Source organism: Streptomyces hyderabadensis (assembly GCF_020404845.1).
Lineage (GTDB): Bacteria > Actinomycetota > Actinomycetes > Streptomycetales > Streptomycetaceae > Streptomyces > Streptomyces hyderabadensis.
The window spans coordinates 14220-38875 of the sequence record NZ_JAIOJZ010000057.1; the positions used below are offsets into that span (position 1 = coordinate 14220).

Below are 24656 nucleotides of genomic sequence, written 5' to 3' on the forward strand. Positions count from 1 at the left end.
TACGAGCCGCTTACCGCCGGTACGGGGCTGCCGGAGCGGCCTCCTCCTCTTCCAGCGCGGGCTTCGCCGAATCCGTCACACCGGCGTCCCGGCCGCCGCGTTCGGCCCGCACCAGGACGAGTACCAGCACTCCGGCGACCGCCGCGACCGCGCCCGCGGCCACCGCGGCCGCGTTCAGTCCGGAGGCGAACGCGGCCCGCAGCGCGTGCTCGCCGAACACCCCCCGCAGGGCACCCGCCGCACCGCCCGCCAGGCCGTGCGCCGCGTCGTGCGGCAGCGCGTCCTGCATCCGCGAGGTCAGCACCGTGCCGAACACGGCGATGCCGAGCGCGTACCCGAGCTGCCGGAAGGTGTTGACCGCTCCGCCGGCCATGCCGGCCCGCTCCGCCGGGACCGCCGCCAGGGCCGCGCCCGCGATGCCGGGCGACACCAGGCCCGTGCCGACGCCCACCAGCAGCAGCCCCGGCACCAGGGCGGACGCGGTGGAGCCCGCGTCCAGGAACGCCATGCAGAACTGGCCCGCCGCGATCAGCAGCAGCCCGCCCCCGATGGTCAGCCGGGCCGGCACCCCGTGCAGCAGCCGTCCGCCCGCCGCGGCCACCAGGAACGACGCCAGCGACAGCCACACGAACACCAGCCCGCCGCGCACCGGGCTCATCCCCAGCAGCGTCTGCAGCCATATGGAGGTGTACGCCATCACACCGAACGCCGCCGCGTTGAAGGCCAGCCCGCCCAGCATCACGCCCGAGAACGCCGGCCGCAGGAACAGCCGCGGGTCCAGCAGCGGATCGGCGACCCGGCGCTCCACCGCGACGAACCCGCCCAGCGCCACCGCCGCGAGCGCGAAGGAAGCCAGCGTGCCGCCCTCCGTCCAGCCGTGCGACCCGGCCCGCACCGCCCCGTACGTCAGCGCCCCGGCGAAGGCCGCGAAGGCCGCCGTACCCGCCCAGTCCACGCGGCGCCCGGCCGCGCCGCGGGACTCCGGCACCACGCGCAGGGTCAGCCAGACCGCCGCCACGCTCACCGGCAGGTTCACCCAGAAGATCCAGCGCCAGCCCGGACCGTCGGTGAGCAGTCCGCCAAGCACCGGGCCCACGGCCGCCGCGGCCCCGCTGACCGCGCCCCACACCCCGAGCGCCATCGACCGCCGGCGTCCCTGGTAGACCGAGCCGAGCAGCGGCAGCGTGGTGGCGAACATCGCCGCCGCGCCCACCCCCTGCAGTCCGCGCGCGGCGACCAGCATCCCGGGTCCGGTGGCCAGCCCGCACAGCAGCGACGCCGCCGCGAACAGCACCACGCCCGCCACGTGCACCCGGCGCCGTCCCAGCACGTCGGCCGCGGCGCCGAGTCCCAGCAGCAGCGCGGCCAGCGCCAGCGCGTAGCCGTCCATCACCCACTGCAGATCGCTCAGCGACGCGTGCAGCCCCCTGGCCATGTCCGGCAGCGCGACCACCGCGATGGTCACGTCGAGGAGCAGCATGAACGTCCCCAGGCACACCGCCGTGAGCGGCCCCCATGTACGCATGTTCCGTCTTCTTCCTGTGTGCTACGAGTGTCCGTGCCTCCGTACGATGGATCGACACCGGCAGATCGACCCCGTCCATGGCACCCACATGACGGAATCCGACGGGAGCGCCCGCGATGCGGATGGAATCCGACACCTTCGACGAACTCGACCTGTGCGTGCTCGATGCCCTGGAGGTGAACGGCCGCGCCTCCTTCAGCCGCATCGGGGCGGTGCTCGGCGTCTCCGACCAGACCGTCGCCCGCCGCTACCGCAGGCTGTGCGCCGAGGGCGGGCTGCGGGTGGTCGCCGTCCGGGACGCCGGGGCGCTCGGCCAGGACCACTGGACGCTGCGGCTGCGCTGCGTCCCCGACAGCGCGCTCGCGATCGCGGACGCCCTCGCCAAGCGGCCCGACACCAACTGGATCGGGCTGGCCGCCGGCGGCACCGAGGTCATCTTCGGCACCCGGCCGCGCAGCCCCGGCGACCGGGACGACCTGCTCCTCGGCAAGCTGCCGCGCACCCCGCGCGTCCTGGAGATCCACGCCCACCAGATCCTGCACCGCTTCTACGGCGGACCCAGCGGCTGGCTGCGCAAGTTCCGCATCCTCGGCGACGACCAGGTCGCGGCGCTGCGGCCGGAGAGCGGACCGCGCCCGCCGGGTCCGGCCCGCATCGACCCCGAGGACGAGCCGCTGCTCGACGTCCTGGAACGCGACGGGCGGGCCGGCTACCCCGAACTCCAGCGCGCCACCGGCCGGTCCGAGTCAGCGGTCAAACGCCGCCTGGCGGCACTGCTCGGTTCCGGCGCCGTGTACATCGACGTGGAGTACCACGCGGAGATCCTCGGCTACCCGACCGCCGCCGTGCTCTGGCTCACCACCAGTCCGGCCGCGCTGCACCGGGTCGGCGAGGCCCTCGCCGCACACGACGAGATCGCCCACGCCGCCGCCACCGCGGGCCCGTCCAACATCGTCGCCACCGCGGTCGTCCGCAACACCGCCGACCTCTACGCCTACCTCAGCGGCCCGCTCGGCCGCCTGGAGGGGGTCCAGCACGTGGAGGCGTCCCCGTTCCTGCGCCGGGTCAAGCAGCTCACCTATCCGAGGCCGGTGCGCTGAGGCCGGTGCAGCCGGTCGCCGCCGGCCAGGATCGCCGCCGCCAGCGCGTCGGCCGCACCCTGCGCCGAGGGGCGGCGCCGGCCGTGCACCAGGACGAAGTCGACGCGGCCCAGCTCGGGCAGCCCGGCCCGGTCCGGCACCCGTACCAGCCCGGGCGGGACGAGACCGCGGGAGTGCGCCATCACGCCCAGGCCCGCCCGGGCGGCGGCGATCAGGCCGTTCAGGCTGCCGCTGGTGCACGCGACGTGCCAGGCCCTGCCCTGGCGCTGCAGGGCGTCCAGGGCCAGCGCACGGGTGATGCCGGGCGGCGGATAGACGATGAGCGGCACCGGGCGGTCCGGTTCCAGGCGCAGTCGCGGCGCCCCGATCCACACCAGCCGGTCGCTCCACACCGGCTCGCCGCGCGGGTCCTCGGGCCGCCGCTTGGCCAGCACCAGGTCCAGCTTCCCGGCCGCCAGCTGCTCGTGCAGCGTGCCCGACAGCTCCACCGTCAGCTCCAGGTCGACCTGGGGGTGGTCGTGCCGGAAGCCCTCCAGGATCTCCGGCAGCCGGGTCAGCACGAAGTCCTCGGACGCGCCGAACCGCAGCCGCCCGCGCAGCCGGGTGCCGGTGAAGAAGGCCGTCGCCTGCTCGTGCACCTCCAGGATCCGGCGCGCGAACCCCAGCATCGCCTCCCCGTCCTCCGTCAGCTCCACGGAGTGGGTGTCGCGGCTGAACAGCTGCCGCCCGGTGGCGTCCTCCAGGCGGCGCACGTGCTGGCTCACCGTCGACTGACGCAGCCCGAGCCGCCGGGCCGCCTGCGTGAAGCTCAGCGTCTGGGCCACCGACAGGAAGGTACGCAGATGGGAGGGGTCGTACATGCCGCCAGCGTAGCGCCGGTCATCGAGGTTCGTGATGACAGTCAGAGCGGTGTACCGGATTCCCGATCGCCGGGCGGCGGAGCACGATGGAGCGGGGACCCGTGACCCCGCCGTACGGACAGAACGAGTGAGCAGTGAGCAAGTGGAGCACCGTGAAACGCCTGCGTTGGCCGCGTTGGATGCCGATCGACCCGTACATCCTGCTGCTGCTCGGCACGGTGGGCCTCGCGGCGCTGCTGCCGGCCCGCGGCACCGGTGCGGACGTCGCCTCCGGCGCCTCGACCGGAGCGATCGCGTTCCTCTTCTTCCTCTACGGTGCCCGGCTGTCCACCCGTGAGGCGATGGACGGGGTGCGGCACTGGCGGCTCCACGTCACCGTGCTGGCCTGTACCTTCGTGGTCTTCCCGCTGCTCGGCCTCGCCTCCCGAGGCCTGGTCCCGGTGCTGCTGACCGACCCTCTCTACCAGGGCCTGCTGTTCCTCACCCTGGTCCCGTCGACCATCCAGTCGTCGATCGCCTTCACCTCCATCGCCCGCGGCAACGTGCCCGCCGCCATCTGCGCCGGGTCCTTCTCCTCACTGGTCGGCATCGTCGTCACGCCGCTGCTGGCCGCGGCCCTGCTGGGCGGCAGCGGGGGCGGGTTCTCCGCCGACTCGGTGGTGGAGATCGTGCTGCAACTGCTGGTGCCGTTCGTGGCCGGGCAGTTGCTGCGCCGGTGGATCGGAGGCTTCGTCGCCCGGCACAAGAAGGTGCTCGGGCTCGTCGACCGCGGCTCGATCCTCCTGGTCGTCTACACGGCGTTCAGCGAGGGCATGGTCGAGGGCATCTGGCACCAGGTGAGCCCGGTGCGGCTGGCCGGACTGCTGGCCGTCGAGGCGGTCCTGCTGGCCGTGATGCTGCTGCTGACCTGGTACGGCGCGAAGGGCCTCGGCTTCGCGCGGGAGGACCGGATCGCCATCCAGTTCGCCGGGTCCAAGAAGTCGCTGGCCGCCGGACTGCCCATGGCGAGCGTGCTGTTCGGCGCCCAGGCCTCGCTGGCGGTCCTGCCGCTGATGCTGTTCCACCAGATGCAGCTGATGGTGTGCGCGGTCATCGCCAAACGCCGGTCGCGCGACCCGCAGGCGCTCCCGGCCGGGCGGGACACGGCTCCGCCGCGCACCGCGGTCGGCACCGGAGGGCGTTCCCGCTGAGGCGTCCGCACCTTCCGGTGCCGGTCAGCCACCCGTGCCCGTCCCGGCCGCCCCGTCCACCCGGTCGAGGGGCAGGTGCAGGACGGTGTTCCCGAGGGCGGCGGGCGGGGCGCCCGCGGCGATCTCCGCGTCCGTCAGGGCCCGGTTCCACACCCGCACGTCGTCGACGGCGCCGGTGAAGCGGGCCCGGCCGTCCATCCGTTCGCCGATGTGCACCCCGAAGGGCGAGTTCCGGCTGACCGAGCCCGGCACGTCCGCCGCGTCCGCCACCGCCGACCCGTCGACGAACAGCGTGAGCCGTCCCCCGCCGCGGCGCAGCGCCAGACGGTGCCACTGCCCGTCGTTGTACGCCCGGTCGGTGCGCGCCCAAGCCGAGCGCGGGGCCGCCGCGCCGTCGCGCGTGGTGATCAGCCCCTGCACCCGCCCGTTGCCGGGCTCGGCGCGCAGCCACACCTGGGGCTGCGTCGTGCCGATGCCCCCCATCCACAGCAGCGGCTGCTCCCCGGTGGCCGCCGCGTACCGGAACCACAGCGACGCCGTGAAGTCCCCGTCCCCGAGCGCCAGCCGCCCGTCGTAGGGCAGGCGTACGGCGTCGTCGGCGCCGTCGAGGGCGAGCGCGCCGCCCACCGCGCCGTCCGTCGTCCCGGCGCCGCCGAGCACGGCCGCGGGCGCGGCACCGGGCGCGAGGTCGGGGGTGGTGGGGTCGGCGGCCCGGCGCGGCGCGAGCCAGTCCTCGGTGAAGCGGGCGAAGCGGATCTCGTCGCGCGCGTCGGACGCCCCGCCCTCGTACAGCAGGCCGACGGTGGCGTCGTCGACGGCGACCAGGTCCGAGTAGCCCGACCAGTCACGGGTGACGACGGTGCCGCGGTCCACGCTGTCCCAGCTCGCGCCGCCGTCCCAGGAGGAGCGGACCGTCATCGTCCGGCGGCGGTCGGGGTCGGCCGGTACGGACAGCAGGGTGCGGTCGCCCAGGCGCAGTACCGCGCCCTGCACCTGCGGGGCGTACAGGTCGGGCAGGGCACGGAAGGGGGCGGCGAAGCTGTCGCCGCCGTCCCGGCTGAGCGCCTGGGTGCGGTGGCCGAGGTCGGTGCCGTTCTCCTCCCGGCCGCTGACCAGGAGCGCACCGTCGGCGCGTTCGGTCAGGGTCAGCTCGGAGGGCTTCTGCCGGAAGGTGCCGTCGGCGGCCACCGGCCAGGTGTCGGTGGCGCCGGTCCGCCAGTGCCCGCCGCCGTCGTCGCTGACCACGAGGGCCGCGTGATTGGCGGTGACCCGGGTGCCGTCCCAGGTCTCGGCGTTGACGCCGACGACGAGGCGCCCGGCGTGGGCGCCGCCGGTGAGCTGGACGCCGTGCACGGGGCCGGTGGCGTACCAGGAGTTCCAGTCGGGCGGCAGGATCTCGGCGCCCAGGTCGCGGGGCGCGGACCAGGTGCGGCCGTCGTCGTCGCTGTACTGGAGGTGCGGCTTGCGGGCGCAGGGCACCGCGCAGTTGGCGCCGTCCGTGCGGCCCGCGTTGTACGTCTCCAGCAGGAGGACGCGGCCGGTGGCCCGGTCGACGACCGGGGCCGGGTTGCCGTGGGTGTCGCCGCCGCCGTCGTTGACGACCTGGAGCGGGCCCCAGGTGCGTCCGCCGTCGGTGGAGCGCTTGAGGACGACGTCGATGTCACCGGCGTCCCCGCAGTCGAGGACCCGGCCCTCGGCGAAGGCGAGCAGGGTGCCGTCCGTGGTGCGCACGATCGCCGGGATGCGGAAGCAGGCGTAGCCGCCGGGGTCGCGGGCCGCGTCGAAGAGCACCTGCTCCTCGAACGCGGGCGCACGGTCGTCGGCTCGCGCATGCGCCGGGGAGGGGGACAGGGCGAGCGTGCACGACGCGGCGAGCGCGAGCCAGAAGGGACGGGGAGGTCGAGGCGGCATGGCGCGGTCTGCCCTTCGGGCGGCTGGCGGGGAGGGGTTCCTTCGTCGGGACATGAGTACAAGAGGCGTCCCGTCTCCGCGGGGACCGCGCCGGTTCCCGCGTGTCGGGCTCCGACCGGGACTCATCGGGGTCGCGTCCGCGTACGGCCGCCCGACGTGGAAGAGGCGGGGCCCCCGAGGCGCAGGGGGCGCTCCCCGCCGGCAGGGGCCCCGCCGCCGTGCCGCGGGGAGGGAGGTCAGGCCTGGGCGGCCGCGGCCCGCAGGGCGACCCGGTCCTCACCCGCGTACACGTTCATGGAGCTGCCGCGCAGGAAACCCACCAGCGTCAGCCCGGACTCGGCGGCCAGGTCCACGGCCAGCGAGGACGGCGCCGACACCGCGGCCAGCACCGGGATGCCGGCCATCACGGCCTTCTGCGCCAGCTCGAAGGAGGCCCGGCCGGACACCAGCAGCACGGACCGGGACAGCGGCAGGTCCCCGTTCTGCAGGGCGCGCCCGACCAGCTTGTCGACCGCGTTGTGCCGGCCCACGTCCTCCCGTACGTCCACCAGCTCGCCGTCCTCGGTGAACAGCGCCGCCGCGTGCAGCCCGCCCGTGCGGTCGAAGACCCGCTGGGAGGCGCGCAGCCGGTCGGGCAGGTCCGCGAGGAGTTCCGGGGTGAGCCGGACCGGGGGAGTGTCGGCGATCGGCCAGCGGGCCGTCGTACGCACCGCGTCCAGGCTCGCCTTGCCGCACAGGCCGCAGGAGGAGGTCGTGTAGACGTTCCGTTCCAGCGTGATGTCGGGGATGCGCACGCCGGGGGCGGTCTTCACGTCGACCACGTTGTAGGTGTTGGAACCGTCGACCGTGGCGCCCGCGCAGTACACGATGTTCTGCAGGTCGGCCTGCTCGGCCAGCACGCCCTCGCTCACCAGGAAGCCCGCCGCCAGCGCGAAGTCGTCGCCGGGGGTGCGCATCGTGATGGCGAGCGGTTTGCCGTTCAGCCGGATCTCCAGCGGTTCCTCGGCGACGAGCGTGTCCGGGCGGGAGGAGACCGCCCCGTCCCTGATGCGGATGACCTTGCGTCGTTCCGTGACTCGTCCCATGTCGTGCCCCTTGCGCCGGTCGGTGTGCCGGTCAGTCCCGGTTCTGTACGTGCTGGTAGCCGAAGCGGCCCTTGATGCACAGGTTGCCGTGGGTCACCGGGTTGTCGTGCGGTGAGGTGACCTTGACGATCTCATTGTCCTGCACGTGGAGCGTGAGATTGCAGCCCACTCCGCAGTACGCGCACACCGTCGTCGTCTCGGTCTGCCGCTCCTCGTCCCAGGTGCCCGCCGCCCGCATGTCGAACTCCGACTTGAAGGACAGGGCACCCGTGGGGCACACCTCGATGCAGTTGCCGCAGTAGACGCACGCCGAGTCGGTCAGCGGGCCGTCGTGCTCGACCGAGATCCGGGCGTCGAAGCCGCGGCCGGAGACGGAGATGGCGAAGCTGTTCTGCCACTGGTCGCCGCAGGCGTCGACGCACTTGTAGCACAGGACGCACTTGCCGTAGTCGCGGACGTAGAGGTCGTTGTCGATCCGCGGTTCCTCGTCGACGCGGGCCGCGTCCGGGCCGAAGCGGTCGGGCTTCGCCTCGTACTCCTTGATCCACCGGTCGGCCGAAGGGGTCGTGGAGAGGTCGACCGAGGACGCGAGGAGTTCCAGGACCAGCCTGCGGCTGTGCCGGGCGCGCTCGGTGTCCGTGCGGACCACCATGCCGGGCTCCGCCCGGCGCGAGCAGGCCGGCGCGAGGGTCCTGGCGCCCTCGACGTCCACCACGCAGATCCGGCAGGCGTTCTTCGGGGTGAGCGTGTCGCCCTCGCACAGGGTCGGGACGTCCTTCCCGGCGGCCCGGCAGGCGTCGAGGATCGTGGACCCCTCGGGGACCCGGGCCTCCTGCCCGTCGAGGGTGAACTCCACCAGGCGGCGCGGCACGCCGAGCGGTATCGCGGTCATTGGTACGCCCCCAGACGGTCGATGGCGGATTCCACGGCGTTCCACGCGGTCTGCCCCAGACCGCAGATCGAGGCGTCCCGCATCGCGCGGCCGACCTCGCGGAGCAGGGCGATGTCGTCGGCCGCCGCGGCACCCGTGCGGTCGACGATCCGGTGCAGCGCCTCCTGCTGGCGTACGGTGCCGACGCGGCAGGGCACGCACTGGCCGCACGACTCGTCGCGGAAGAACTCGGCGATGCGCAGGAGGAGGCGGGGCAGCGGGACCGTGTCGTCGAAGGCCATGACGACACCGGAGCCCAGGGTCGTGCCCGCCTCGCGGGTGCCTTCGAAGGTGAGCGGGATGCCGAGTTCGTCCGGGCGGACGAAGCCGCCCGCGGCACCGCCCAGCAGGACGGCGCGGAGGTTGTCCCGGACCCCGGCGAGGGTGAGCAGCTCGCCGAGCGTGGCGCCGAAGGGGAGTTCGTAGACGCCGGGGCGGGCCACGGAGCCGGAGACGCAGAACAGCTTGGGGCCGGTGGACGTCGGGGTGCCGATCGCGGCGTACGCCTCGGCGCCCATCGTGAGGATCGGGAGGACGTTGACCAGGGTCTCCACGTTGTTCTCCACCGTGGGTTTGCCGAACAGGCCCTTCTCCACCGGGAACGGCGGCTTGGAACGGGGCTCGCCGCGGTGGCCCTCGATGGAGTTGAACAGGGCCGTCTCCTCGCCGCATATGTACGCGCCCGCGCCGCGCCGGATCTCGATGTCGAAGGCGTAGCCCTGGCCGAGGACGTCGTCGCCGAGGAGGCCGCGGGTGCGGGACTGCTCGACGGCGTGGGTGAGGCGGGCCAGCGCGCGGGGGTACTCGCCGCGGAGGTAGAGGTAGCCCCGGTGGGCGCCGGTCGCGTAGGCCGCGATGGTCATGGCCTCGATCAGGGCGTACGGGTCGCCCTCCATGAGGACGCGGTCCTTGAAGGTGCCCGGTTCGGATTCGTCGGCGTTGCAGACGAGGTAGTGCGGATGGTCGGGCTGGGCGGCCGTGGCCTGCCACTTGCGGCCGGTGGGGAAGGCGGCGCCGCCGCGGCCGACCAGTCCGGCGTCGGTGACCTCGCGGATGACGGCGGCGGGGCCGAGGGCGAAGGCGCGGCGCAGGGCGATGTAGCCGCCGTGGGCGCGGTAGTCGTCGAGGGAGGCGGGGTCCACGGTGCCGATGCGGCTGAGGAGGATCAGGCCGGGGGCGCCGGTCTGGGGGACCGCGGCTTCCGGGGCCGGTTCGGTGGGGGCGGATTCGGGGGCGGTGGCCGCCGTGACCGCCCGGTCGGGGGTTGCGGGGGCGCATACCGCCGTCGCGTGGAGGGTGTTTCGCCCCCGCCGCCCCTTCCCTTTCCCGTCCCCGGGGGCTGCCGCCCCCGGACCCCCGCTTTCGGCCTGGACGGCCTCGTCCTCAAACGCCGGACGGGCTGAGTCGCCCGCCCGGATCACCAAGGCCGCCGGGGCGCGCTCGCACAGGCCCAGGCACGGGCTGCGCTCGACCTTCACGCCGTTCTCCGGGCCGAGCCGGGTCTCCACCGCCGCGCACAGCTCACTCGCCCCCGCCGCCGTGCACGCCAGGTCCGTGCAGACGTGCAGGACGGTCGCCGGGCGGGGGCCGACCGAGAACATGGCGTAGAAGGTGGCCACCCCGTACGCCTCCGCCGGGGGGACGGTCAGGCGGCGGCACACGTAGTCCAGGGCGCCCTCGCTGATCCAGCCGACGCGGTCGTTGAGCGCGTGCAGGGCCGGCAGGAGCTGGTCGCGGCGGTCGCGGGCCTCGCGGCCGCCCCGGGCCCATCTGAGGTCGGCGTCGGAGCGGTCCGCGCCCTCCCAGGACGACTCGGGCGGGCCGAGCAGGGCGTCGACGGCCGCGCGTTCCTCGTCCGTCGGCTTGCCGTCACCGAAGCGCAGGTCCACTGGTGCTCACCTTCTCGATCCGGATCGCCGAGGCCTTGAACTCCGCCGTCCCGGCGATGGGGCAGTTGGCCTCGATGGTCAGCTGGTTGGTGTCCACCTCGTCGGGAAAGTGGAAGCTCATGAAGGCGAGGCCGGGGCGCAGGGCCGGGTCGACCCACACCGGGGCCAGCAGCGAGCCGCGCCGCGAGGTCACCCGCACCTCCTCGCCGACCACCACGCCGTAGCGTTCGGCGTCCTCCGGGCAGAGTTCCACCGACTCGCCGCGGCGCAGCGGGGAGGCGTAACCGCCGCTCTGCACACCCGTGTTGTACGAGTCGAGACGGCGTCCCGTGGTCAGCCGGATCGGGTACTGCTCGTCGGTGAGGTCCACGGGCGGGTCGTGCCGGACGATGCCGAAGGGGGCCCGGCGGCCGCGGTCGGCCGGGTCCGGGGCCCACAGCCTGCCGTGCAGGTACGAGGGTTCCAGGTCCTCCGTGCTCGGGCACGGCCACTGGATGCCCTGGTGCTCCTCCAGGCGGGCGTACGTCATCCCGTGGTGGTCGGGGGAGAGGGAGCGCAGCTCGTTCCAGACCGCCTCCGCGTCGGCGTACTTCCAGTCGTGGCCGAGGCGGGCCGCGAGGTCGCAGAGGATGTCGATGTCCTCGCGGGCCTCGCCCGGCGGGGTCACGGCGCGTCGGACGCGCTGGACGCGTCGCTCGCTGTTGGTGGTGGTGCCCTCGGTCTCCGCCCAGCCGGCCGTCGCTGGGAGGACCACGTCGGCCAGTTCGGCGGTCTTCGTGAGGAAGATGTCCTGGACGACCAGGAAGTCCAGGGCGCGCAGGCGGCGCACCGCCTGGTCCGCGTCCGCCTCCGACTGGGCCGGGTTCTCGCCGATGCAGTAGACGGCGCGGAGGGTGCCGTCGTCCATGGCCTCGAACATCTCCGTCAGGGTGAGGCCGTGGTGGGGCTCGATCACCGTGTCCCACGCCGTCTCGAACTTCCGGCGGACTTCCGGGTCGAGGACGTCCTGGAAGCCGGGGAGCCGGTTGGGGATGGCGCCCATGTCGCCGCCGCCCTGCACGTTGTTCTGGCCGCGCAGGGGCTGGAGGCCGGAGCCGTAGCGGCCGACGTGGCCGGTGAGCAGGGAGAGGTTGATCAGGGCGCGGACGTTGTCCGTGCCGTTGTGGTGCTCGGTGATGCCGAGGGTCCAGCAGAGCTGGGCGCGCTCGGCACGTGCGTAGGCGTGCGCCAGGTCGCGGATGGCGGCGGCCGGAACGCCCGTCACCTTCTCGGCGAGGGAGAGGGTCCAGGGTTCGACCAGCGCCTTGTAGTCGTCGTAGCCCGTGGTCGCGCGGTCGATGAACGCCTCGTTGGCCAGGCCCGCGTGGATGATCTCGCGGGCGACCGCGTGCGCCAGCGGGATGTCCGTGCCCACGTTGGGACCGAGCCAGCTCTCCGCCCACTCGGCGGTGGAGGTGCGGCGCGGGTCCACCGCGTACATGCGGGCGCCGCCCCGTATGCCCTTCAGCACGTGCTGGAAGAAGATCGGGTGCGCGAAGCGGGCGTTGGAGCCCCACATCACGATGACGTCGGTGTGCTCGATCTCCTCGTAGGAGGAGGTGCCGCCGCCCGAGCCGAAGGCGGCCGACAGGCCCGCGACGCTCGGCGCGTGGCAGGTGCGGTTGCAGGAGTCGACGTTGTGGGTGCCCATCACCACCCGGGCGAACTTCTGCGCCACGTAGTTCATCTCGTTGGTCGCCCGCGCGCAGGAGAACATCCCGAACGCGCCGCGCGCCGCCGCCAGGCCCCGGGCCGTGCGGTCCAGGGCCTCCGCCCAGGTCGCCCGGCGGAAGGGCTCCTCGCGCGAGTCCCGGACCAGGGGGTGGGTGAGGCGGGTGTAGGTCTTGGGGGTTCGGTCGCGTTTCCTCATGCGGCGCTCCTCAGCGCGAGCAGGTCCGACAGGGCGTGCACGGTGCGCAGGGTGGGCACCGGGACCCCGGTGATCTCCGCCAGCTCGACCACGGCCGCGAGCAGCACGTCGAGTTCGAGCGGTTTGCCGCGCTCCAGGTCCTGGAGCGTGGAGGTGCGGTGGTCGCCGACCCGCTCGGCGCCCGCGAGCCGGCGTTCGATGGAGACGCCGACCTCGCAGCCGAGGGCCGCGGCGACCGCCAGCGTCTCGGTCATCATGGTCTCGATGACCTGCCTGGTGCCGCCGTGCAGGCACATCTGGCGCATGGTGGCCCGGGCCAGGGCGCTGATCGGGTTGAAGGAGATGTTGCCCAGCAGCTTCAGCCAGATGTCGCTGCGCAGGTCGGGCTCGACCGGGCACTTCAGGCCGCCCGCGCGCATCGCCGCGCTGAACGCCAGGCACCGCGCCGAGACCTCCCGGCCGGGCTCGCCGATCGAGAACCGGGTGCCCTCCACATGGCGTACGACGCCCGGTCGTTCCAGTTCCGTGGCCGCGTACACGACGCAGCCGACGGCCCGGTCGGGCGCGAGCACCGCACTGACCGCGCCGGCCGGGTCCACGCTTTCGAGACGGCGCCCGTCCCAGGGGCCGCCGTGCCGGTGGAAGTACCACCAGGGGATGCCGTTCTGGGCGGCCACGACGGCCGTGGCCGGGTGCAGCAGCGGCTCGATCAGCGGCCCGCACGCCGCGTACGAGTTGGCCTTCAGACCCAGGAACACGTAGTCGACCGGGCCGACTTCGGCCGGGTCGTCGGTGGCGCGCGGGTGCGCGGTGAAGTCGCCGCGCGGGCTGCGCACCCGTACCCCGTACTGCCGCATGGCCGCCAGATGCGGTCCACGGGCGATGAGGTGCACGTCGGCGCCCGCACGGTGGAGCGCGGCGCCGACGTAGGCGCCGATCGCCCCGGCGCCGAGGACTGCGACTTTCATGGCGGGCAAGCTCCGTCCGGTCGAGGGATACCGAGGAACTGGGGGGAGGAATGAGCGGGACGGTCGATGATGTCGACGAAATATTGTCTACAGTATGGAAGTTGGGGCGGCAAGGCTTTGTGCAGCAGTGGTGGTGGTCTGTAGTTGTGTGCTCAACAGTCTTCTCAAGCGCTTTCCGGATGCCTACGGTTGGGGACCCATGAGTCCCCCCGTCGCACCCCCGGGCTGGAGCCGCTGGCTCGTCCCCCCGGCCGCTCTCTCGGTCCACCTCTCCATCGGCCAGGCCTACGCCTGGTCCGTGTTCAAACCGCCCCTGGAATCCGCGCTCGGCCTCAGCGGCACCCAGAGCGCGCTGCCCTTCCAACTCGGCATCGTCATGCTCGGTCTGTCGGCCGCGTTCGGCGGCACGCTCGTGGAACGCCACGGGCCGCGCTGGGCGATGACCGTCGCCCTGGTCTGCTTCTCGTCCGGCTTCCTGCTCTCCGCGCTCGGCGCGGCGGCGGAACAGTACTGGCTGATCGTCCTCGGCTACGGCTTCGTCGGCGGGATCGGCCTCGGCATCGGGTACATCTCGCCCGTCTCCACACTGATCAAGTGGTTCCCGGACCGGCCCGGCATGGCCACCGGCATCGCCATCATGGGCTTCGGCGGCGGCGCGCTCATCGCCTCGCCCTGGTCGGCCCAGATGCTGAAGTCCTTCGGCACCGACAACGCGGGGATCGCCCTCGCCTTCCTCGTCCACGGACTGGCGTACGCCGTCTTCATGCTCCTCGGTGTGCTCCTGGTACGGGTGCCGAGGCCCAGGGAGCGGGCGGACGGCCGGCCCGCACCGCTGGAAGGGGTCCAGGTCTCGGCGCGCTCGGCGCTGCGCACCCCGCAGTTCTGGCTGCTGTGGCTCGTGCTCTGCATGAACGTCACGGCCGGCATCGGGATCCTGGAGAAGGCCGCGCCGATGATCACGGACTTCTTCGCGGACACCTCCACCCCGGTGTCGGCGACCGCGGCGGCCGGTTTCGTGGCCCTGCTGTCGGCGGCCAACATGGCGGGCCGGATCGGCTGGTCCTCGACCTCCGACCTGATCGGACGCAAGAACATCTACCGCGTCTACCTCGGCGTCGGGGCGCTCATGTACACCCTGATCGCCCTGTTCGGCGACTCCTCCAAACCGCTGTTCGTGCTGTGCGCGCTGGTGGTCCTCTCCTTCTACGGCGGTGGCTTCGCCACGGCTCCCGCCTACCTCAAGGACCTCTTCGGCACCTATCAGGTCGGCGCGATCCACGGGCGGCTGCTCACCGCCTGGTCGCTGGCCGGAGTGCTCGGGCCGCTGATCGTGAACTGGATCGCCGACCACCAGGAGGAGGCGGGGCGGCACGGCTCGGCGCTGTACGGCACCTCCTTCCTCATCATGATCGGGCTGCTGGTCGTCGGGTTCGTCGCCAACGAACTCGTCCGCCCCGTCCACGCCCGGCACCACGAACCCGCGGCCACCGTGCCCGCGACCACCGGCCCCGCGCCGAAGGAGGGCAACGATGTCACCCGACAGCAGCCAGAGTCCGCCTGACGCGGCCGAGATCCCCGACCGGCGGCCGCTGGTCGCCTTCACCTGGCTCTGGGTGGGCGCGCCGCTCGCCTACGGGGTGTACGAACTCGTGCGGAAGGCGACCCAGCTCTTCACCGGGTGAGGAACGGGCCGGTGCCCGGAGCCGCCGGGGCGGCGCGCGGGGGATGCTGACCGAAGCCGACAAGGCGGACGCCGGTTTCCTGTCGTATCACCTGCCGTCGTACCCGTCGGTCACTGATCACACTGGTGGATCCCGTACCCCGAGGCAGCGAGGACTCCACCCATGCACCACGGCTCCCGGATCACCGCCGTCGGCCACTACCAGCCCGCCCGGGTCCTCACCAACGAGGACCTGGCGGGCATGGTCGACACCAGCGACGAGTGGATCCGGAGCCGGGTGGGCATTCGGTCGCGCCGGATCGCCGGACCCGACGAGCCGGTCGACGAGCTGGCCGGCCACGCCGCCGCGAAGGCGCTCGCGGCGGCCGGGCTGACCCCCGCCGACGTGGACCTGGTCGTGGTCGCCACCTCCACCGCGATCGACCGCTCCCCGAACACCGCCGCCCGCGTCGCGGCCCGCCTCGGCATGCCCGGTCCGGCCGCGCTGGACCTCAACGTCGTGTGCGCGGGCTTCACCCACGCCCTGGCCACCGCCGACCACGCGGTGCGGGCCGGTTCGTCGAGCCGCGCGCTGGTCGTCGGGGCCGACAAGATGTCCGAGGTCGTCGACTGGACCGACCGCACCACCTGCGTGCTGGTCGGCGACGGGGCCGGGGCCGCCGTGGTGGAGGCCTGCGCTCCGGGCGAGGAGCCGGGGATCGGTCCCGTGCTGTGGGGCTCGGTGCCCGAGATGGGCAGCGCGGTCCGTATCGAGGGGACGCCCCCGCGGTTCGCGCAGGAGGGGCAGAGCGTCTACCGCTGGGCGACCACCCGGCTGCCCGCCATCGCCCGCCAGGCCTGCGAGCGGTCCGGCCTCGAACCGGCCGAGCTGGCCGCGGTCGTCCTGCACCAGGCCAACCTGCGCATCGTCGAACCCCTCGCCGCGAGGATCGGAGCCGTCAACGCCGTCGTCGCCCGCGACGTCGTCGAGTCCGGCAACACCTCCGCGGCGAGCATCCCCCTCGCCCTCTCCAAACTGGTCGAGCGGGGCGAGATCACCACCGGCGACCCGGTGCTGCTGTTCGGCTTCGGGGGCAACCTCTCCTATGCCGGGCAGGTCGTCCGCTGTCCCTGAACGCCCGGCACCGGGATGTGATGTGGCCTACACCTCGGCCGCACGAACGGGCGCGCCGTAGACTGTAGACGAAAGACAATCAATACTTTGCCTGTTGATTGCTTTCCGGCTGCCGAGGGGGACCGATGTTGTCCGCAGGACTGCCGCAGGGCGCGGTGCCCAGGCTCGAACGGCCAGGCCCGCTGCGGGACCGGGTCTACGAGGCGCTGCTCGAACTCATCACCACCCGGGCCCTGCGGCCCGGCCAGCACCTCGTCGAGAGCGAACTCGCCGGTCACCTCGGGGTGTCGAGGCAGCCGGTGCGCGAGGCACTGCAGCGGCTCAACACCGAGGGCTGGGTCGATCTGCGCCCCGCGCAGGGCGCCTTCGTGCACGAGCCGACGGAGGAGGAGGCGGACCAGCTCCTGACCGTGCGCACGCTCCTGGAGGCCGAGGCGGCCCGGCTCGCCGCGGCCAACGCCTCCAGCGCCGGCATCGCCGTGCTGGAGGAGCTGTGCGAGGAGGGGGAGCGGGCCGTCGCCGCCGAGGACGTGGACGCCACCGTCGCCTGCAACGCCCGCTTCCACGGCAAGGTCATGGAGCTGGCGGGCAACGCGGTCCTCGCCGAACTCGCCGCGCAGGTCGACCGGCGGGTGCGCTGGTACTACACGCCGATCGCCCGGCAGCGCGGCCGGCAGTCCTGGATCGAGCACCGCAAGCTGATCGCGGCCATCACCGAGCGGGACGAGCAGGCGGCGACCCGGCTGATGCGCGAGCACACGGAACACACCCGTCGCTCCTACCACGCGCGCGCGGAGTCCTGAGACAGCAGAGCCCGAGGTCAGAGCCCGTTCGAAGGCGGTTCACCGGCCGCCCGGCCACCGTGCCGGGCGGCCTCGCCGCGTTCGGCGCCGTCGGACCCGGCACTCTTCTTTGTCCTCTCAGAGGAGAAAGTTCGCAGCAATTCATGCGTGACTTCTTCCCACACCCGGCGCCCGCTGCTACGTTCCCTCCGAAAGCACGCCACGGGAGCACGACACGGACGTGGCCGGAAACCGGCGGACCCAAGGCCGATTGAGGCGGGGAGGGGCTCGTGAGACGCATGACCGCACGACCCGCGAACGCCCACCAAGCGCGACTGCTCCAGCTGTTGCGCGACGGCGGGCCCAACTCCCGTGCCCAGCTGGGCGACCAGGTCGACCTCTCCAGGTCCAAGCTGGCCGTCGAGGTGGACCGGCTGCTGGAGACCGGACTCGTCGTGGCCGACGGACTCGCCGCCTCGCGCGGCGGGCGCCGCAGCCACAACGTCCGCCTCAACCCCGAACTGCGCTTCCTCGGCGTCGACATCGGCGCGACCTCGGTCGACGTCGCCGTCACCAACGCCGAACTGGAGATCCTCGGGCACATCAACCAGCCCATGGACGTGCGCGAAGGCCCGGTCGCGGTCTTCGAGCAGGTGCTGTCCATGGCCGCCAAGCTGCGCGCCTCCGGGCTCGCGGAGGGCTTCGACGGCGCCGGCATCGGCGTCCCGGGGCCGGTCCGCTTCCCCGAGGGCGTGCCGGTGGCGCCGCCGATCATGCCGGGCTGGGACGGCTTCCCGGTGCGGGAGGCGCTCAGCCAGGAACTCGGCTGCCCGGTCATGGTCGACAACGACGTGAACCTGATGGCGCTGGGCGAGCAGCACGCGGGCGTCGCCCGCACCCAGCACGACTTCCTCGTCGTCAAGATCGGTACCGGCATCGGCTGCGGCATCGTGGTCGGCGGGGACGTCTACCGCGGGACCACGGGCAGCGCCGGCGACATCGGGCACATCCAGGCCGTGCCCGACGGACGCCAGTGCGCCTGCGGCAACCGCGGTTGCCTGGAGGCCCACTTCAGCGGCGCGGCCCTGGCCCGCGACGCCACGGAGGCCGCCCAGCAGGGCCAGTCGGCCGAGCTGGCGAACCGGCTGGCGGCGAACGGCGGTCTCAGCGCCGCCGACGTCGCCGCCGCGGCCGCCGCGGGCGACGCCACCGCACTGGACCTGATCAGGGAGGGCGGCCGCAGCACCGGCCAGGTCATCGCCGGTCTGGTCAGCTTCTTCAACCCGGGCCTGGTGGTGATCGGCGGCGGGGTGACCGGCCTCGGCCACAACCTGCTCGCCGCGATCCGCACCCAGGTCTACCGCCAGTCGCTGCCCCTGGCGACCGGCAACCTGCCCATCGTCCTCGGGGAGCTGGGACCCACCGCCGGAGTCATCGGCGCGGCCCGGCTGATCAGCGACCACCTGTTCTCACCCGCGTAGTCACCGACCGGTTCCGAGCTCCACCCAGCACAGCGCTCCGCACCGCCCTGCCCTGCTCCGTACCGTCACGTCCCGTTCCGCCACGCCCAGCACCGCCCTGCCCTGCTCTGCTCTGCCCTGACACCGGCCCGCACGCCCGCCGAGGGGACCTCACATGGCACCAGAACCACCGCTGCTCAGCATGTCCGGCATCACCAAGTCGTTCCCCGGAGTCCGGGCCCTCGACGGCGTCGACCTCGACGTCCAGGCCGGTGAGGTGCACTGCCTCCTCGGCCAGAACGGCGCCGGGAAGTCCACCCTCATCAAGGTGCTGGCCGGCGCCCACCAGCCCGACACCGGCACCATCCGCTGGCGCGGCGAGGAGGTCACCCTGCGCTCGCCGATCGCGGCCATGCGCCTGGGCATCGCCACCATCTACCAGGAACTCGACCTGGTCGAGCACCTGTCGGTCGCCGAGAACGTCCACCTCGGACACGAACCGACCGCCGCCGGCTTCGTGGTCCGGGGCAGGGCGGCCAAGGAGTCGACGGCCGCGCTGCTCAAGCGGCTCGGGCACCCCGAGGTCGACCCCGGGCGGCTGGTCGGCGACCTGTCCGCGGCCCAGCAGCAGATCGTGTCCATGGCCCGGGCGCTGTCCCACGACGTACGGCTGATCGTGATGGACGAGCCGTCCGCCGCACTCGACCCGGACGAGGTCGACAACCTCTTCCGCATCGTCGCCGACCTCACCGCCGACGGGGTCGCCGTCGTCTACATCTCGCACCGCCTGGAGGAGATCCGGCGCATCGGCGACCGGGTCACCGTCCTCAAGGACGGCCGGGCGGTGGCTCGCGGGCTGCCCGCCGAGTCGACGCCCACCCGCGAGGTGGTGGCGCTGATGACGGGACGCAACGTCGAGTACGTCTTCCCCGAGCGGCCCATCGCACCGCCCGCGGCCGAACCCGTGCTCAGCGTGCGGGGACTGGCCCGCCACGGCGAGTTCGCCCCGCTCGACCTGGAGGTGCGCCCCGGCGAGATCGTCGGCCTCGCCGGACTCGTCGGCTCCGGTCGCTCCGAGATCCTGGAGACGGTCTACGGCGCCCGGAAGGCGAGCGCCGGCCAGGTCCTGGTCGACGGGCGCCCGCTCCGGCCGGGCAGCGTGCGCGCCGCCGTGCGCGCCGGACTCGGACTCGCCCCCGAGGAACGCAAGGCCCAGGCCCTGCTGATGCTGGAGTCCGTCACCCGCAACGTGTCGGTCTCCGCCATGTCCCGCTTCTCGCGCGGCGGCTGGATCGACCGCGGCGCCGAACTCGGCGCGGCCCGAAAGGCCACCCGCGAGCTGTCGCTGCGGCCCGACAACCCGTCCGTGCCCGTGCGCACCCTGTCCGGCGGCAACCAGCAGAAGGCGGTGCTCGCCCGCTGGCTGCTGCGCGGCTGCAAGGTCCTGCTGCTCGACGAACCCACCCGCGGCGTCGACGTCGGCGCCCGCGCCGAGCTGTACGCCGTCATCCGGCGCCTGGCCGACGAGGGCCTGGCCGTCCTGCTGGTCTCCAGCGAGGTGCCCGAGGTGCTGGGTCTCGCCGACCGCGTACTGGTACTGCGCGAGGGCCGCGTCGTGCACGAGGCCCCCGCCCGTGAACTCGACGAACACCGCGTACTCGACCTCGTGATGGAAGGAAGTCCGGCGTCATGACGCAGCACGTGTCCCCGCCGCGGGACGGCACCGGCAAGGCGGCACCCGTGGACGCTCCGCCCGCCTGGCGGGTCCGGTTGGGCCGCGCCGACGTCCGCACCCTCACCCTGCTCGGCGTGCTCGCCGTACTGGTCCTCATCGGCGGCATCACCCAGCCCGACTCGTTCCTCGACACCCGCAACCTCCAGCTGGTGCTCACCCAGGCGTCCGTGATCGGCGTCGTCACCGTCGGCATGACCTTCGTCATCGTCTCCGGCGGCATCGACCTGTCGGTCGGCGCCATCGTCGCCCTCGCCTCGGTGTGGGCGACCACGGTCGCCACCCAGGAGTACGGGTTCTTCGGCATCCTCTTCACGGCGATCGTGGTCGGCGTGGGCTGCGGCCTGGTCAACGGGGTGCTCATCGCCTTCGGCCAGATGGTGCCGTTCATCGCCACCCTCGCCATGCTGGCCTCGGCGCGCGGCCTCGCGCTCCAGATCACCGACGGACGCACCCAGGTCGTCACCGTCTCCAGCGTCCTCGACCTCGGCGAGCGCGATGCCTACGTCCTCGGCATCCCGCCGCTGGTCCTGGTGTTCGCGGCCGTCACCGTCATCGGCTGGCTGGTGCTCAACCGGACCACCTTCGGCCGGCGCACCGTCGCCGTCGGCGGCAACGCGGAGGCCGCCCGCCTCGCCGGCATCGACGTCCGCCGCCAGCGGCTCTACCTCTACCTGCTGTCCGGACTGTGCTGCGGCATCGCGGCCTTCCTGCTGATCGTCCTGGCCGGCTCCGGCCAGAACACCAACGGCAACCTCTACGAACTCGACGCCATCGCCGCCGCGATCATCGGCGGCACCCTGCTGACCGGCGGCCGGGGCCACATCCTCGGCTCCGTGCTGGGCGTCCTGATCTTCACCACGATCACCAACATCTTCGCCCTGAACAACCTGCAGACCGACGTGCAGCAGATCGCCAAGGGCGCGATCATCGTCGCCGCCGTGCTGGTCCAGCGCCGTACCGCAAGCACGCACTGAGGAAAGGGTTCACCGTCATGACGAAGCTCACGAGTCGCAGAGGGCTGCTCTTCGGAGCCGCCGCCGTGTCCGCCGGTGCCGTCCTCACCGGGTGCACCAGCAACGACCCCGACGACGGCGACGACAAGGCCGCCTCGAACGAGCAGCCGGCCGCCGACGACAAGCCCGGCAAGCCGATCACCATCGGCTACGCCGGTCCGCAGGCCGACCACGGCTGGCTCAACGCCATCAACGACCAGGCCAAGAAGCGCGCGGAGAAGTACTCGGAGGTCACCCTCGAGGTCACCGAGGGGTCCAACGACACCGCGCAGCAGATCGGCCAGATCGAGACCCTCATCAACAAGAAGGTCGACGTCCTGGTGGTGCTGCCCGCCGACGGCAAGGCCCTCACCCAGGTCGGCCTGAAGGCGATGCGGGCCGGCATTCCGGTCATCAACCTGGACCGCATCTTCAACAGCCCCCAGGCCTACCGCTGCTGGGTCGGCGGCGACAACTACGGCATGGGTCTCAACGCCGCCCACTACATCGGCGAGAAGCTCAAGGACAAGCCGAACGCCAAGGTCATCGAGCTGGCCGGCATCGACAACCTGGAACTGACCCAGCAGCGCACCCAGGGCTTCGACGACGGACTGAAGAACTACCCGAACATCAAGAAGGTGGCCCGCCAGGCCGCCGAGTTCACCGTCGAGTCCGGCCAGGCCAAGATGGCCCAGCTGCTCCAGGCGCAGTCGGACTTCGACGCCCTGTGGAACCACGACGACGACCAGGGCGTGGGCGCCCTGCGCGCCATCGAGCAGGCCGGACGCGACGACTTCCTGATGGTCGGCGGCGCGGGCGCGCTCTCCGCCTTCGAGGCCATCAAGTCGGACCGCGGCGTACTGAAGGCGACGGTGCTCTACCCGCCGACCATGGCCGCCTCCGCGATCGACCTGGCCCGCGCCCTCGGCCAGGGCAAGGGCGTCAGCGGCCTCGCCGAGTTCGAGATCCCCTCGACCGTCACCTGCTACTCGGCCGTCGTCGACAAGACCAACGTCGACCAGTACATGTCCACGGGCTTCAAGTGACGGGTGCCGCCCCGGCGGCGGCCTGACCAGCCGGCCCGCCGGGGCGGGGCCCACCCCCACCGCGCCACCACGACGAGGAGGACATCCGCATGGGACAGCCGCAGCAGCCCGAGGGGGCCGGCGCCGAGGAGGCAGCCGCCGGGACCGACAGCGGGACCGATACCGGGACCGACGCCGGGGCCGGGGCGGCGACGGGGGCGTCCGCGACGAGACCGCCCCTGCGCGTCGGCATGGTCGGCTACGCCTTCATGGGTGCCGCCCACTCCCAGGGCTGGCGCACCGCGGGCCGGGTCTTCGACCTGCCGCTGAACCCGGTGCTGGCCGCGATCTGCGGGCGGGACGCCGACGCCGTCCGCCTGGCGGCCGGCCGGCACGGCTGGGCGAGCACCGAGACCGACTGGCGGACCCTGGTCGAACGCGACGACATCGACCTCGTCGACGTCTGCACCCCCGGCGACAGCCACGCCGAGATCGCGCTGGCCGCGCTCGCCGCCGGGAAGCACGTCCTGTGCGAGAAGCCGCTCGCCAACACCGTCGAGGAGGCGCAGGCGATGACCCGCGCCGCCGAGGAGGCCGCCGCCCGCGGACAGCTGGCGATGGTCGGCTTCAACTACCGCCGGGTGCCGGCCACCGCGCTGGCCCGGCGGATGGTCGCCGAGGGCCGGGTCGGCCGGCTGCGGCACCTGCGGGTGACCTACCTCCAGGACTGGCTGGTCGACCCGAAGGCCCCGCTCACCTGGCGGCTGCGCAAGGAGCTGGCCGGTTCGGGGGCGCTCGGCGACCTCGGCGCCCACATCGTCGACCTCGCCCAGTACCTGTCGGGGGAGCGGATCGCGGGTGTCTCCGCCCTCACCGAGACCTTCGTACGGGAACGCCCGCTGCCGGCCGGCGCACCCCGGGGCCTGTCCGCGGGCTCGGCGGACGGCGTGACGGGCCAGGTGACCGTGGACGACGCCGCCGTCTTCACCGGCCGCCTCACCTCCGGCGCCCTGGTCTCCTTCGAGGCCACCCGGTACGCCACCGGCCGCAAGAACGCCCTGCGCATCGAACTCAACGGCGAGCGCGGCTCCCTCGCCTTCGACCTGGAACGGCTCAACGAGCTGGAGTACCACGACGGTACGGAACCGGGGGAGCACGCGGGCTTCCGCCGCATCCTGGTCACCGAACCCGAACACCCCTACCTGGACGCCTGGTGGCCGCCGGGCCACGGGCTCGGCTACGAGCACACCTTCGTGCACCAGGCGCGCGACCTCGTGCACGCTGTCGCCGAGGGCCGGGACCCCGAACCCTCCTTCGCGGACGGGCTGCAGGTGCAGCGCGTGCTCGCCGCCGTGGAGGAGAGCGCCGAGAAGAACTCCGTCTACACCCCGATCGCCCCCATCGCACTCTGAGGAGGCCGGCAGCGACATGCCACGCAACTTCACGCTCTTCACCGGACAGTGGGCGGACCTGCCGCTGGAGGAGGTCTGCCGCCTCGCCCGCGACTTCGGCTACGACGGCCTGGAACTCGCCTGCTGGGGCGACCACTTCGAGGTCGACAAGGCGCTCGCGGACCCCTCCTACGTGGACTCCCGGCACCAGTTGCTCGACAAGTACGGCCTCAAGTGCTGGGCCATCTCCAACCACCTGGTCGGCCAGGCGGTGTGCGACGCCATCATCGACGAACGCCACGAGGCCATCCTGCCCGCCCGCATCTGGGGCGACGGCGAGGCGGAAGGCGTGCGGCAGCGCGCCGCCGCCGAGATCAAGGACACCGCACGGGCCGCCGCCCGCTTCGGCGTCGACACCGTGATCGGCTTCACCGGATCCGCCATCTGGCACCTGGTGGCCATGTTCCCGCCCGCACCCGAGTCCATGATCGAGCGCGGCTACCAGGACTTCGCGGACCGCTGGAACCCGATCCTGGACGTCTTCGACGCCGAGGGCGTGCGGTTCGCCCACGAGGTGCACCCCAGCGAGATCGCCTACGACTACTGGACCACGCACCGCGCCCTGGAGGCGGTCGGCCACCGGCCAGCCTTCGGCCTCAACTTCGACCCCTCCCACTTCGTGTGGCAGGACCTCGACCCCGTCGGCTTCCTGTGGGACTTCCGCGACCGCATCTACCACGTCGACTGCAAGGAGGCCCGCAGGCGCCTCGACGGCCGCAACGGACGGCTCGGCTCCCACCTGCCGTGGGGCGACCCGCGGCGCGGCTGGGACTTCGTGTCGGCCGGACACGGCGACGTCCCCTGGGAGGACGTGTTCCGCATGCTGCGCTCCATCGACTATCAGGGCCCCGTCTCCGTCGAGTGGGAGGACGCAGGCATGGACCGGCTGCAGGGCGCGCCCGAGGCCCTCACCCGGCTCAAGGCCTTCGACTTCGAGCCGCCCACCGCGTCCTTCGACGCCGCCTTCAACAGCTGATCCGCGCGCCCGGCGCAGGTCGGCCGGGACGGGGACCGGACCACCCGCCGGTCCCCGGTCAGCCCTGCCCGA

20 protein-coding genes are annotated in these 24656 nt (G+C 73.0%); 12 read left to right on the forward strand and 8 right to left on the reverse strand.

The genetic code is table 11. The features are described from left to right. Positions 1–10 precede the first annotated feature (10 nt). Positions 11–1525 (reverse strand): MFS transporter, encoded by a 1515-nt coding sequence (locus K7854_RS31360; protein ID WP_226029935.1) that lies wholly within the window; start codon positions 1523–1525, stop codon positions 11–13. A gap of 116 nt (positions 1526–1641) precedes the next feature. Between K7854_RS31360 and K7854_RS31365 the strand changes: the two genes are divergently transcribed. Beyond that, positions 1642–2625: an Lrp/AsnC family transcriptional regulator gene (locus tag K7854_RS31365; RefSeq protein ID WP_226029936.1), complete on the forward strand. Its 984-nt coding sequence runs from the start codon at positions 1642–1644 to the stop codon at positions 2623–2625. On the opposite strand, the gene K7854_RS31370 is transcribed toward K7854_RS31365, so the two are convergent. After that, positions 2604–3485 (reverse strand): LysR substrate-binding domain-containing protein, encoded by an 882-nt coding sequence (locus K7854_RS31370; RefSeq protein WP_226029937.1) that lies wholly within the window; start codon positions 3483–3485, stop codon positions 2604–2606. The two genes, K7854_RS31365 and K7854_RS31370, sit on opposite strands and share 22 nt — an antisense overlap. A 152-nt stretch (positions 3486–3637) precedes the next feature. Here K7854_RS31370 and K7854_RS31375 point away from each other — a divergent pair, with 152 nt between their 5' ends. Continuing rightward, positions 3638–4675, forward strand: a complete 1038-nt coding sequence (locus K7854_RS31375) for a bile acid:sodium symporter family protein (RefSeq protein WP_226029938.1) — start codon at positions 3638–3640, stop codon at positions 4673–4675. 24 nt (positions 4676–4699) lie between these two features. Here the strand turns inward: K7854_RS31375 and K7854_RS31380 are convergent, their stop codons facing one another. The 6 genes from K7854_RS31380 to K7854_RS31405 all read right to left on the reverse strand — a co-directional run bounded on the left by K7854_RS31380 (position 4700) and on the right by K7854_RS31405 (position 13368). Continuing rightward, positions 4700–6586, reverse strand: coding sequence for an exo-alpha-sialidase (locus K7854_RS31380; RefSeq protein WP_226029939.1), 1887 nt, complete (start codon positions 6584–6586; stop codon positions 4700–4702). 236 nt (positions 6587–6822) lie between these two features. Beyond that, a complete protein-coding gene (gene fdhD, locus K7854_RS31385; protein ID WP_226029940.1) occupies positions 6823–7671 on the reverse strand; it encodes a formate dehydrogenase accessory sulfurtransferase FdhD in 849 nt (282 codons plus the stop codon). A 31-nt stretch (positions 7672–7702) separates the two neighbouring features. Further along, on the reverse strand, positions 7703–8563 hold the full coding sequence (locus tag K7854_RS31390; RefSeq protein WP_226029941.1) for a 2Fe-2S iron-sulfur cluster-binding protein: 861 nt from the start codon (positions 8561–8563) through the stop codon (positions 7703–7705). Next, positions 8560–10491, reverse strand: a complete 1932-nt coding sequence (locus K7854_RS31395; protein WP_226029942.1) for an NAD(P)H-dependent oxidoreductase subunit E — start codon at positions 10489–10491, stop codon at positions 8560–8562. The genes K7854_RS31390 and K7854_RS31395 overlap by 4 nt, the downstream gene beginning before the upstream one ends. Then, complete coding sequence (locus K7854_RS31400; RefSeq protein ID WP_226029943.1) at positions 10472–12400, reverse strand: molybdopterin oxidoreductase family protein; 1929 nt, start codon at positions 12398–12400, stop codon at positions 10472–10474. The genes K7854_RS31395 and K7854_RS31400 overlap by 20 nt, the downstream gene beginning before the upstream one ends. After that, complete coding sequence (locus K7854_RS31405) at positions 12397–13368, reverse strand: 2-dehydropantoate 2-reductase (protein ID WP_226029944.1); 972 nt, start codon at positions 13366–13368, stop codon at positions 12397–12399. Before K7854_RS31405 ends, K7854_RS31400 begins: the two co-directional genes overlap by 4 nt. Positions 13369–13567: 199 nt before the next feature. On the opposite strand from K7854_RS31405, the gene K7854_RS31410 reads away from it, so the two are divergent. From K7854_RS31410 to K7854_RS31455, 10 genes are all read left to right on the forward strand, one after another. Beyond that, positions 13568–14929: an OFA family MFS transporter gene (locus K7854_RS31410; RefSeq protein WP_226029945.1), complete on the forward strand. Its 1362-nt coding sequence runs from the start codon at positions 13568–13570 to the stop codon at positions 14927–14929. After that, entirely contained in the window at positions 14898–15050 is a 153-nt protein-coding gene (locus K7854_RS31415; protein WP_226029946.1) for an MFS transporter small subunit, read from the forward strand. Before K7854_RS31410 ends, K7854_RS31415 begins: the two co-directional genes overlap by 32 nt. A 162-nt stretch (positions 15051–15212) precedes the next feature. Then, the gene (locus tag K7854_RS31420) at positions 15213–16163 is read left to right on the forward strand and encodes a beta-ketoacyl-ACP synthase III (RefSeq protein WP_226029947.1); all 951 of its coding nucleotides are present in this window, start codon (positions 15213–15215) and stop codon (positions 16161–16163) included. Between the two features lie 125 nt (positions 16164–16288). Beyond that, positions 16289–16966, forward strand: coding sequence for a GntR family transcriptional regulator (locus tag K7854_RS31425; protein WP_226029948.1), 678 nt, complete (start codon positions 16289–16291; stop codon positions 16964–16966). Between the two features lie 278 nt (positions 16967–17244). Next, a complete protein-coding gene (locus K7854_RS31430; RefSeq protein WP_226029949.1) occupies positions 17245–18426 on the forward strand; it encodes an ROK family transcriptional regulator in 1182 nt (393 codons plus the stop codon). Between the two features lie 154 nt (positions 18427–18580). Beyond that, positions 18581–20098 carry a sugar ABC transporter ATP-binding protein gene (locus tag K7854_RS31435; protein WP_226029950.1) on the forward strand — a complete coding sequence of 506 codons (1518 nt, stop codon included), beginning with the start codon at positions 18581–18583 and terminating at the stop codon, positions 20096–20098. After that, complete coding sequence (locus K7854_RS31440) at positions 20095–21114, forward strand: ABC transporter permease (RefSeq protein ID WP_226029951.1); 1020 nt, start codon at positions 20095–20097, stop codon at positions 21112–21114. The genes K7854_RS31435 and K7854_RS31440 overlap by 4 nt, the downstream gene beginning before the upstream one ends. A 17-nt stretch (positions 21115–21131) precedes the next feature. After that, entirely contained in the window at positions 21132–22178 is a 1047-nt protein-coding gene (locus tag K7854_RS31445; protein ID WP_226029952.1) for a substrate-binding domain-containing protein, read from the forward strand. Between the two features lie 89 nt (positions 22179–22267). Next, positions 22268–23569, forward strand: coding sequence for a Gfo/Idh/MocA family protein (locus K7854_RS31450; protein WP_226029953.1), 1302 nt, complete (start codon positions 22268–22270; stop codon positions 23567–23569). A gap of 16 nt (positions 23570–23585) precedes the next feature. After that, positions 23586–24584: a sugar phosphate isomerase/epimerase family protein gene (locus tag K7854_RS31455; protein WP_226029954.1), complete on the forward strand. Its 999-nt coding sequence runs from the start codon at positions 23586–23588 to the stop codon at positions 24582–24584. Positions 24585–24656: the final 72 nt, after the last annotated feature.

Bases quoted from the DNA above. Each gene is read 5' to 3' on its own strand.
- K7854_RS31360 (WP_226029935.1), bottom strand. From the start codon at position 1,525: ATGCGTACATGGGGGCCGCTCACGGCGGTGTGCCTGGGGACGTTCATG.
- K7854_RS31365 (WP_226029936.1), top strand. From the start codon at position 1,642: ATGCGGATGGAATCCGACACCTTCGACGAACTCGACCTGTGCGTGCTC.
- K7854_RS31370 (WP_226029937.1), bottom strand. From the start codon at position 3,485: ATGTACGACCCCTCCCATCTGCGTACCTTCCTGTCGGTGGCCCAGACG.
- K7854_RS31380 (WP_226029939.1), bottom strand. From the start codon at position 6,586: ATGCCGCCTCGACCTCCCCGTCCCTTCTGGCTCGCGCTCGCCGCGTCG.
- fdhD (WP_226029940.1), bottom strand. From the start codon at position 7,671: ATGGGACGAGTCACGGAACGACGCAAGGTCATCCGCATCAGGGACGGG.
- K7854_RS31390 (WP_226029941.1), bottom strand. From the start codon at position 8,563: ATGACCGCGATACCGCTCGGCGTGCCGCGCCGCCTGGTGGAGTTCACC.
- K7854_RS31400 (WP_226029943.1), bottom strand. From the start codon at position 12,400: ATGAGGAAACGCGACCGAACCCCCAAGACCTACACCCGCCTCACCCAC.
- K7854_RS31405 (WP_226029944.1), bottom strand. From the start codon at position 13,368: ATGAAAGTCGCAGTCCTCGGCGCCGGGGCGATCGGCGCCTACGTCGGC.
- K7854_RS31410 (WP_226029945.1), top strand. From the start codon at position 13,568: ATGAGTCCCCCCGTCGCACCCCCGGGCTGGAGCCGCTGGCTCGTCCCC.
- K7854_RS31415 (WP_226029946.1), top strand. From the start codon at position 14,898: ATGTCACCCGACAGCAGCCAGAGTCCGCCTGACGCGGCCGAGATCCCC.
- K7854_RS31420 (WP_226029947.1), top strand. From the start codon at position 15,213: ATGCACCACGGCTCCCGGATCACCGCCGTCGGCCACTACCAGCCCGCC.
- K7854_RS31425 (WP_226029948.1), top strand. From the start codon at position 16,289: ATGTTGTCCGCAGGACTGCCGCAGGGCGCGGTGCCCAGGCTCGAACGG.
- K7854_RS31430 (WP_226029949.1), top strand. From the start codon at position 17,245: ATGACCGCACGACCCGCGAACGCCCACCAAGCGCGACTGCTCCAGCTG.
- K7854_RS31435 (WP_226029950.1), top strand. From the start codon at position 18,581: ATGGCACCAGAACCACCGCTGCTCAGCATGTCCGGCATCACCAAGTCG.
- K7854_RS31440 (WP_226029951.1), top strand. From the start codon at position 20,095: ATGACGCAGCACGTGTCCCCGCCGCGGGACGGCACCGGCAAGGCGGCA.
- K7854_RS31445 (WP_226029952.1), top strand. From the start codon at position 21,132: ATGACGAAGCTCACGAGTCGCAGAGGGCTGCTCTTCGGAGCCGCCGCC.
- K7854_RS31450 (WP_226029953.1), top strand. From the start codon at position 22,268: ATGGGACAGCCGCAGCAGCCCGAGGGGGCCGGCGCCGAGGAGGCAGCC.
- K7854_RS31455 (WP_226029954.1), top strand. From the start codon at position 23,586: ATGCCACGCAACTTCACGCTCTTCACCGGACAGTGGGCGGACCTGCCG.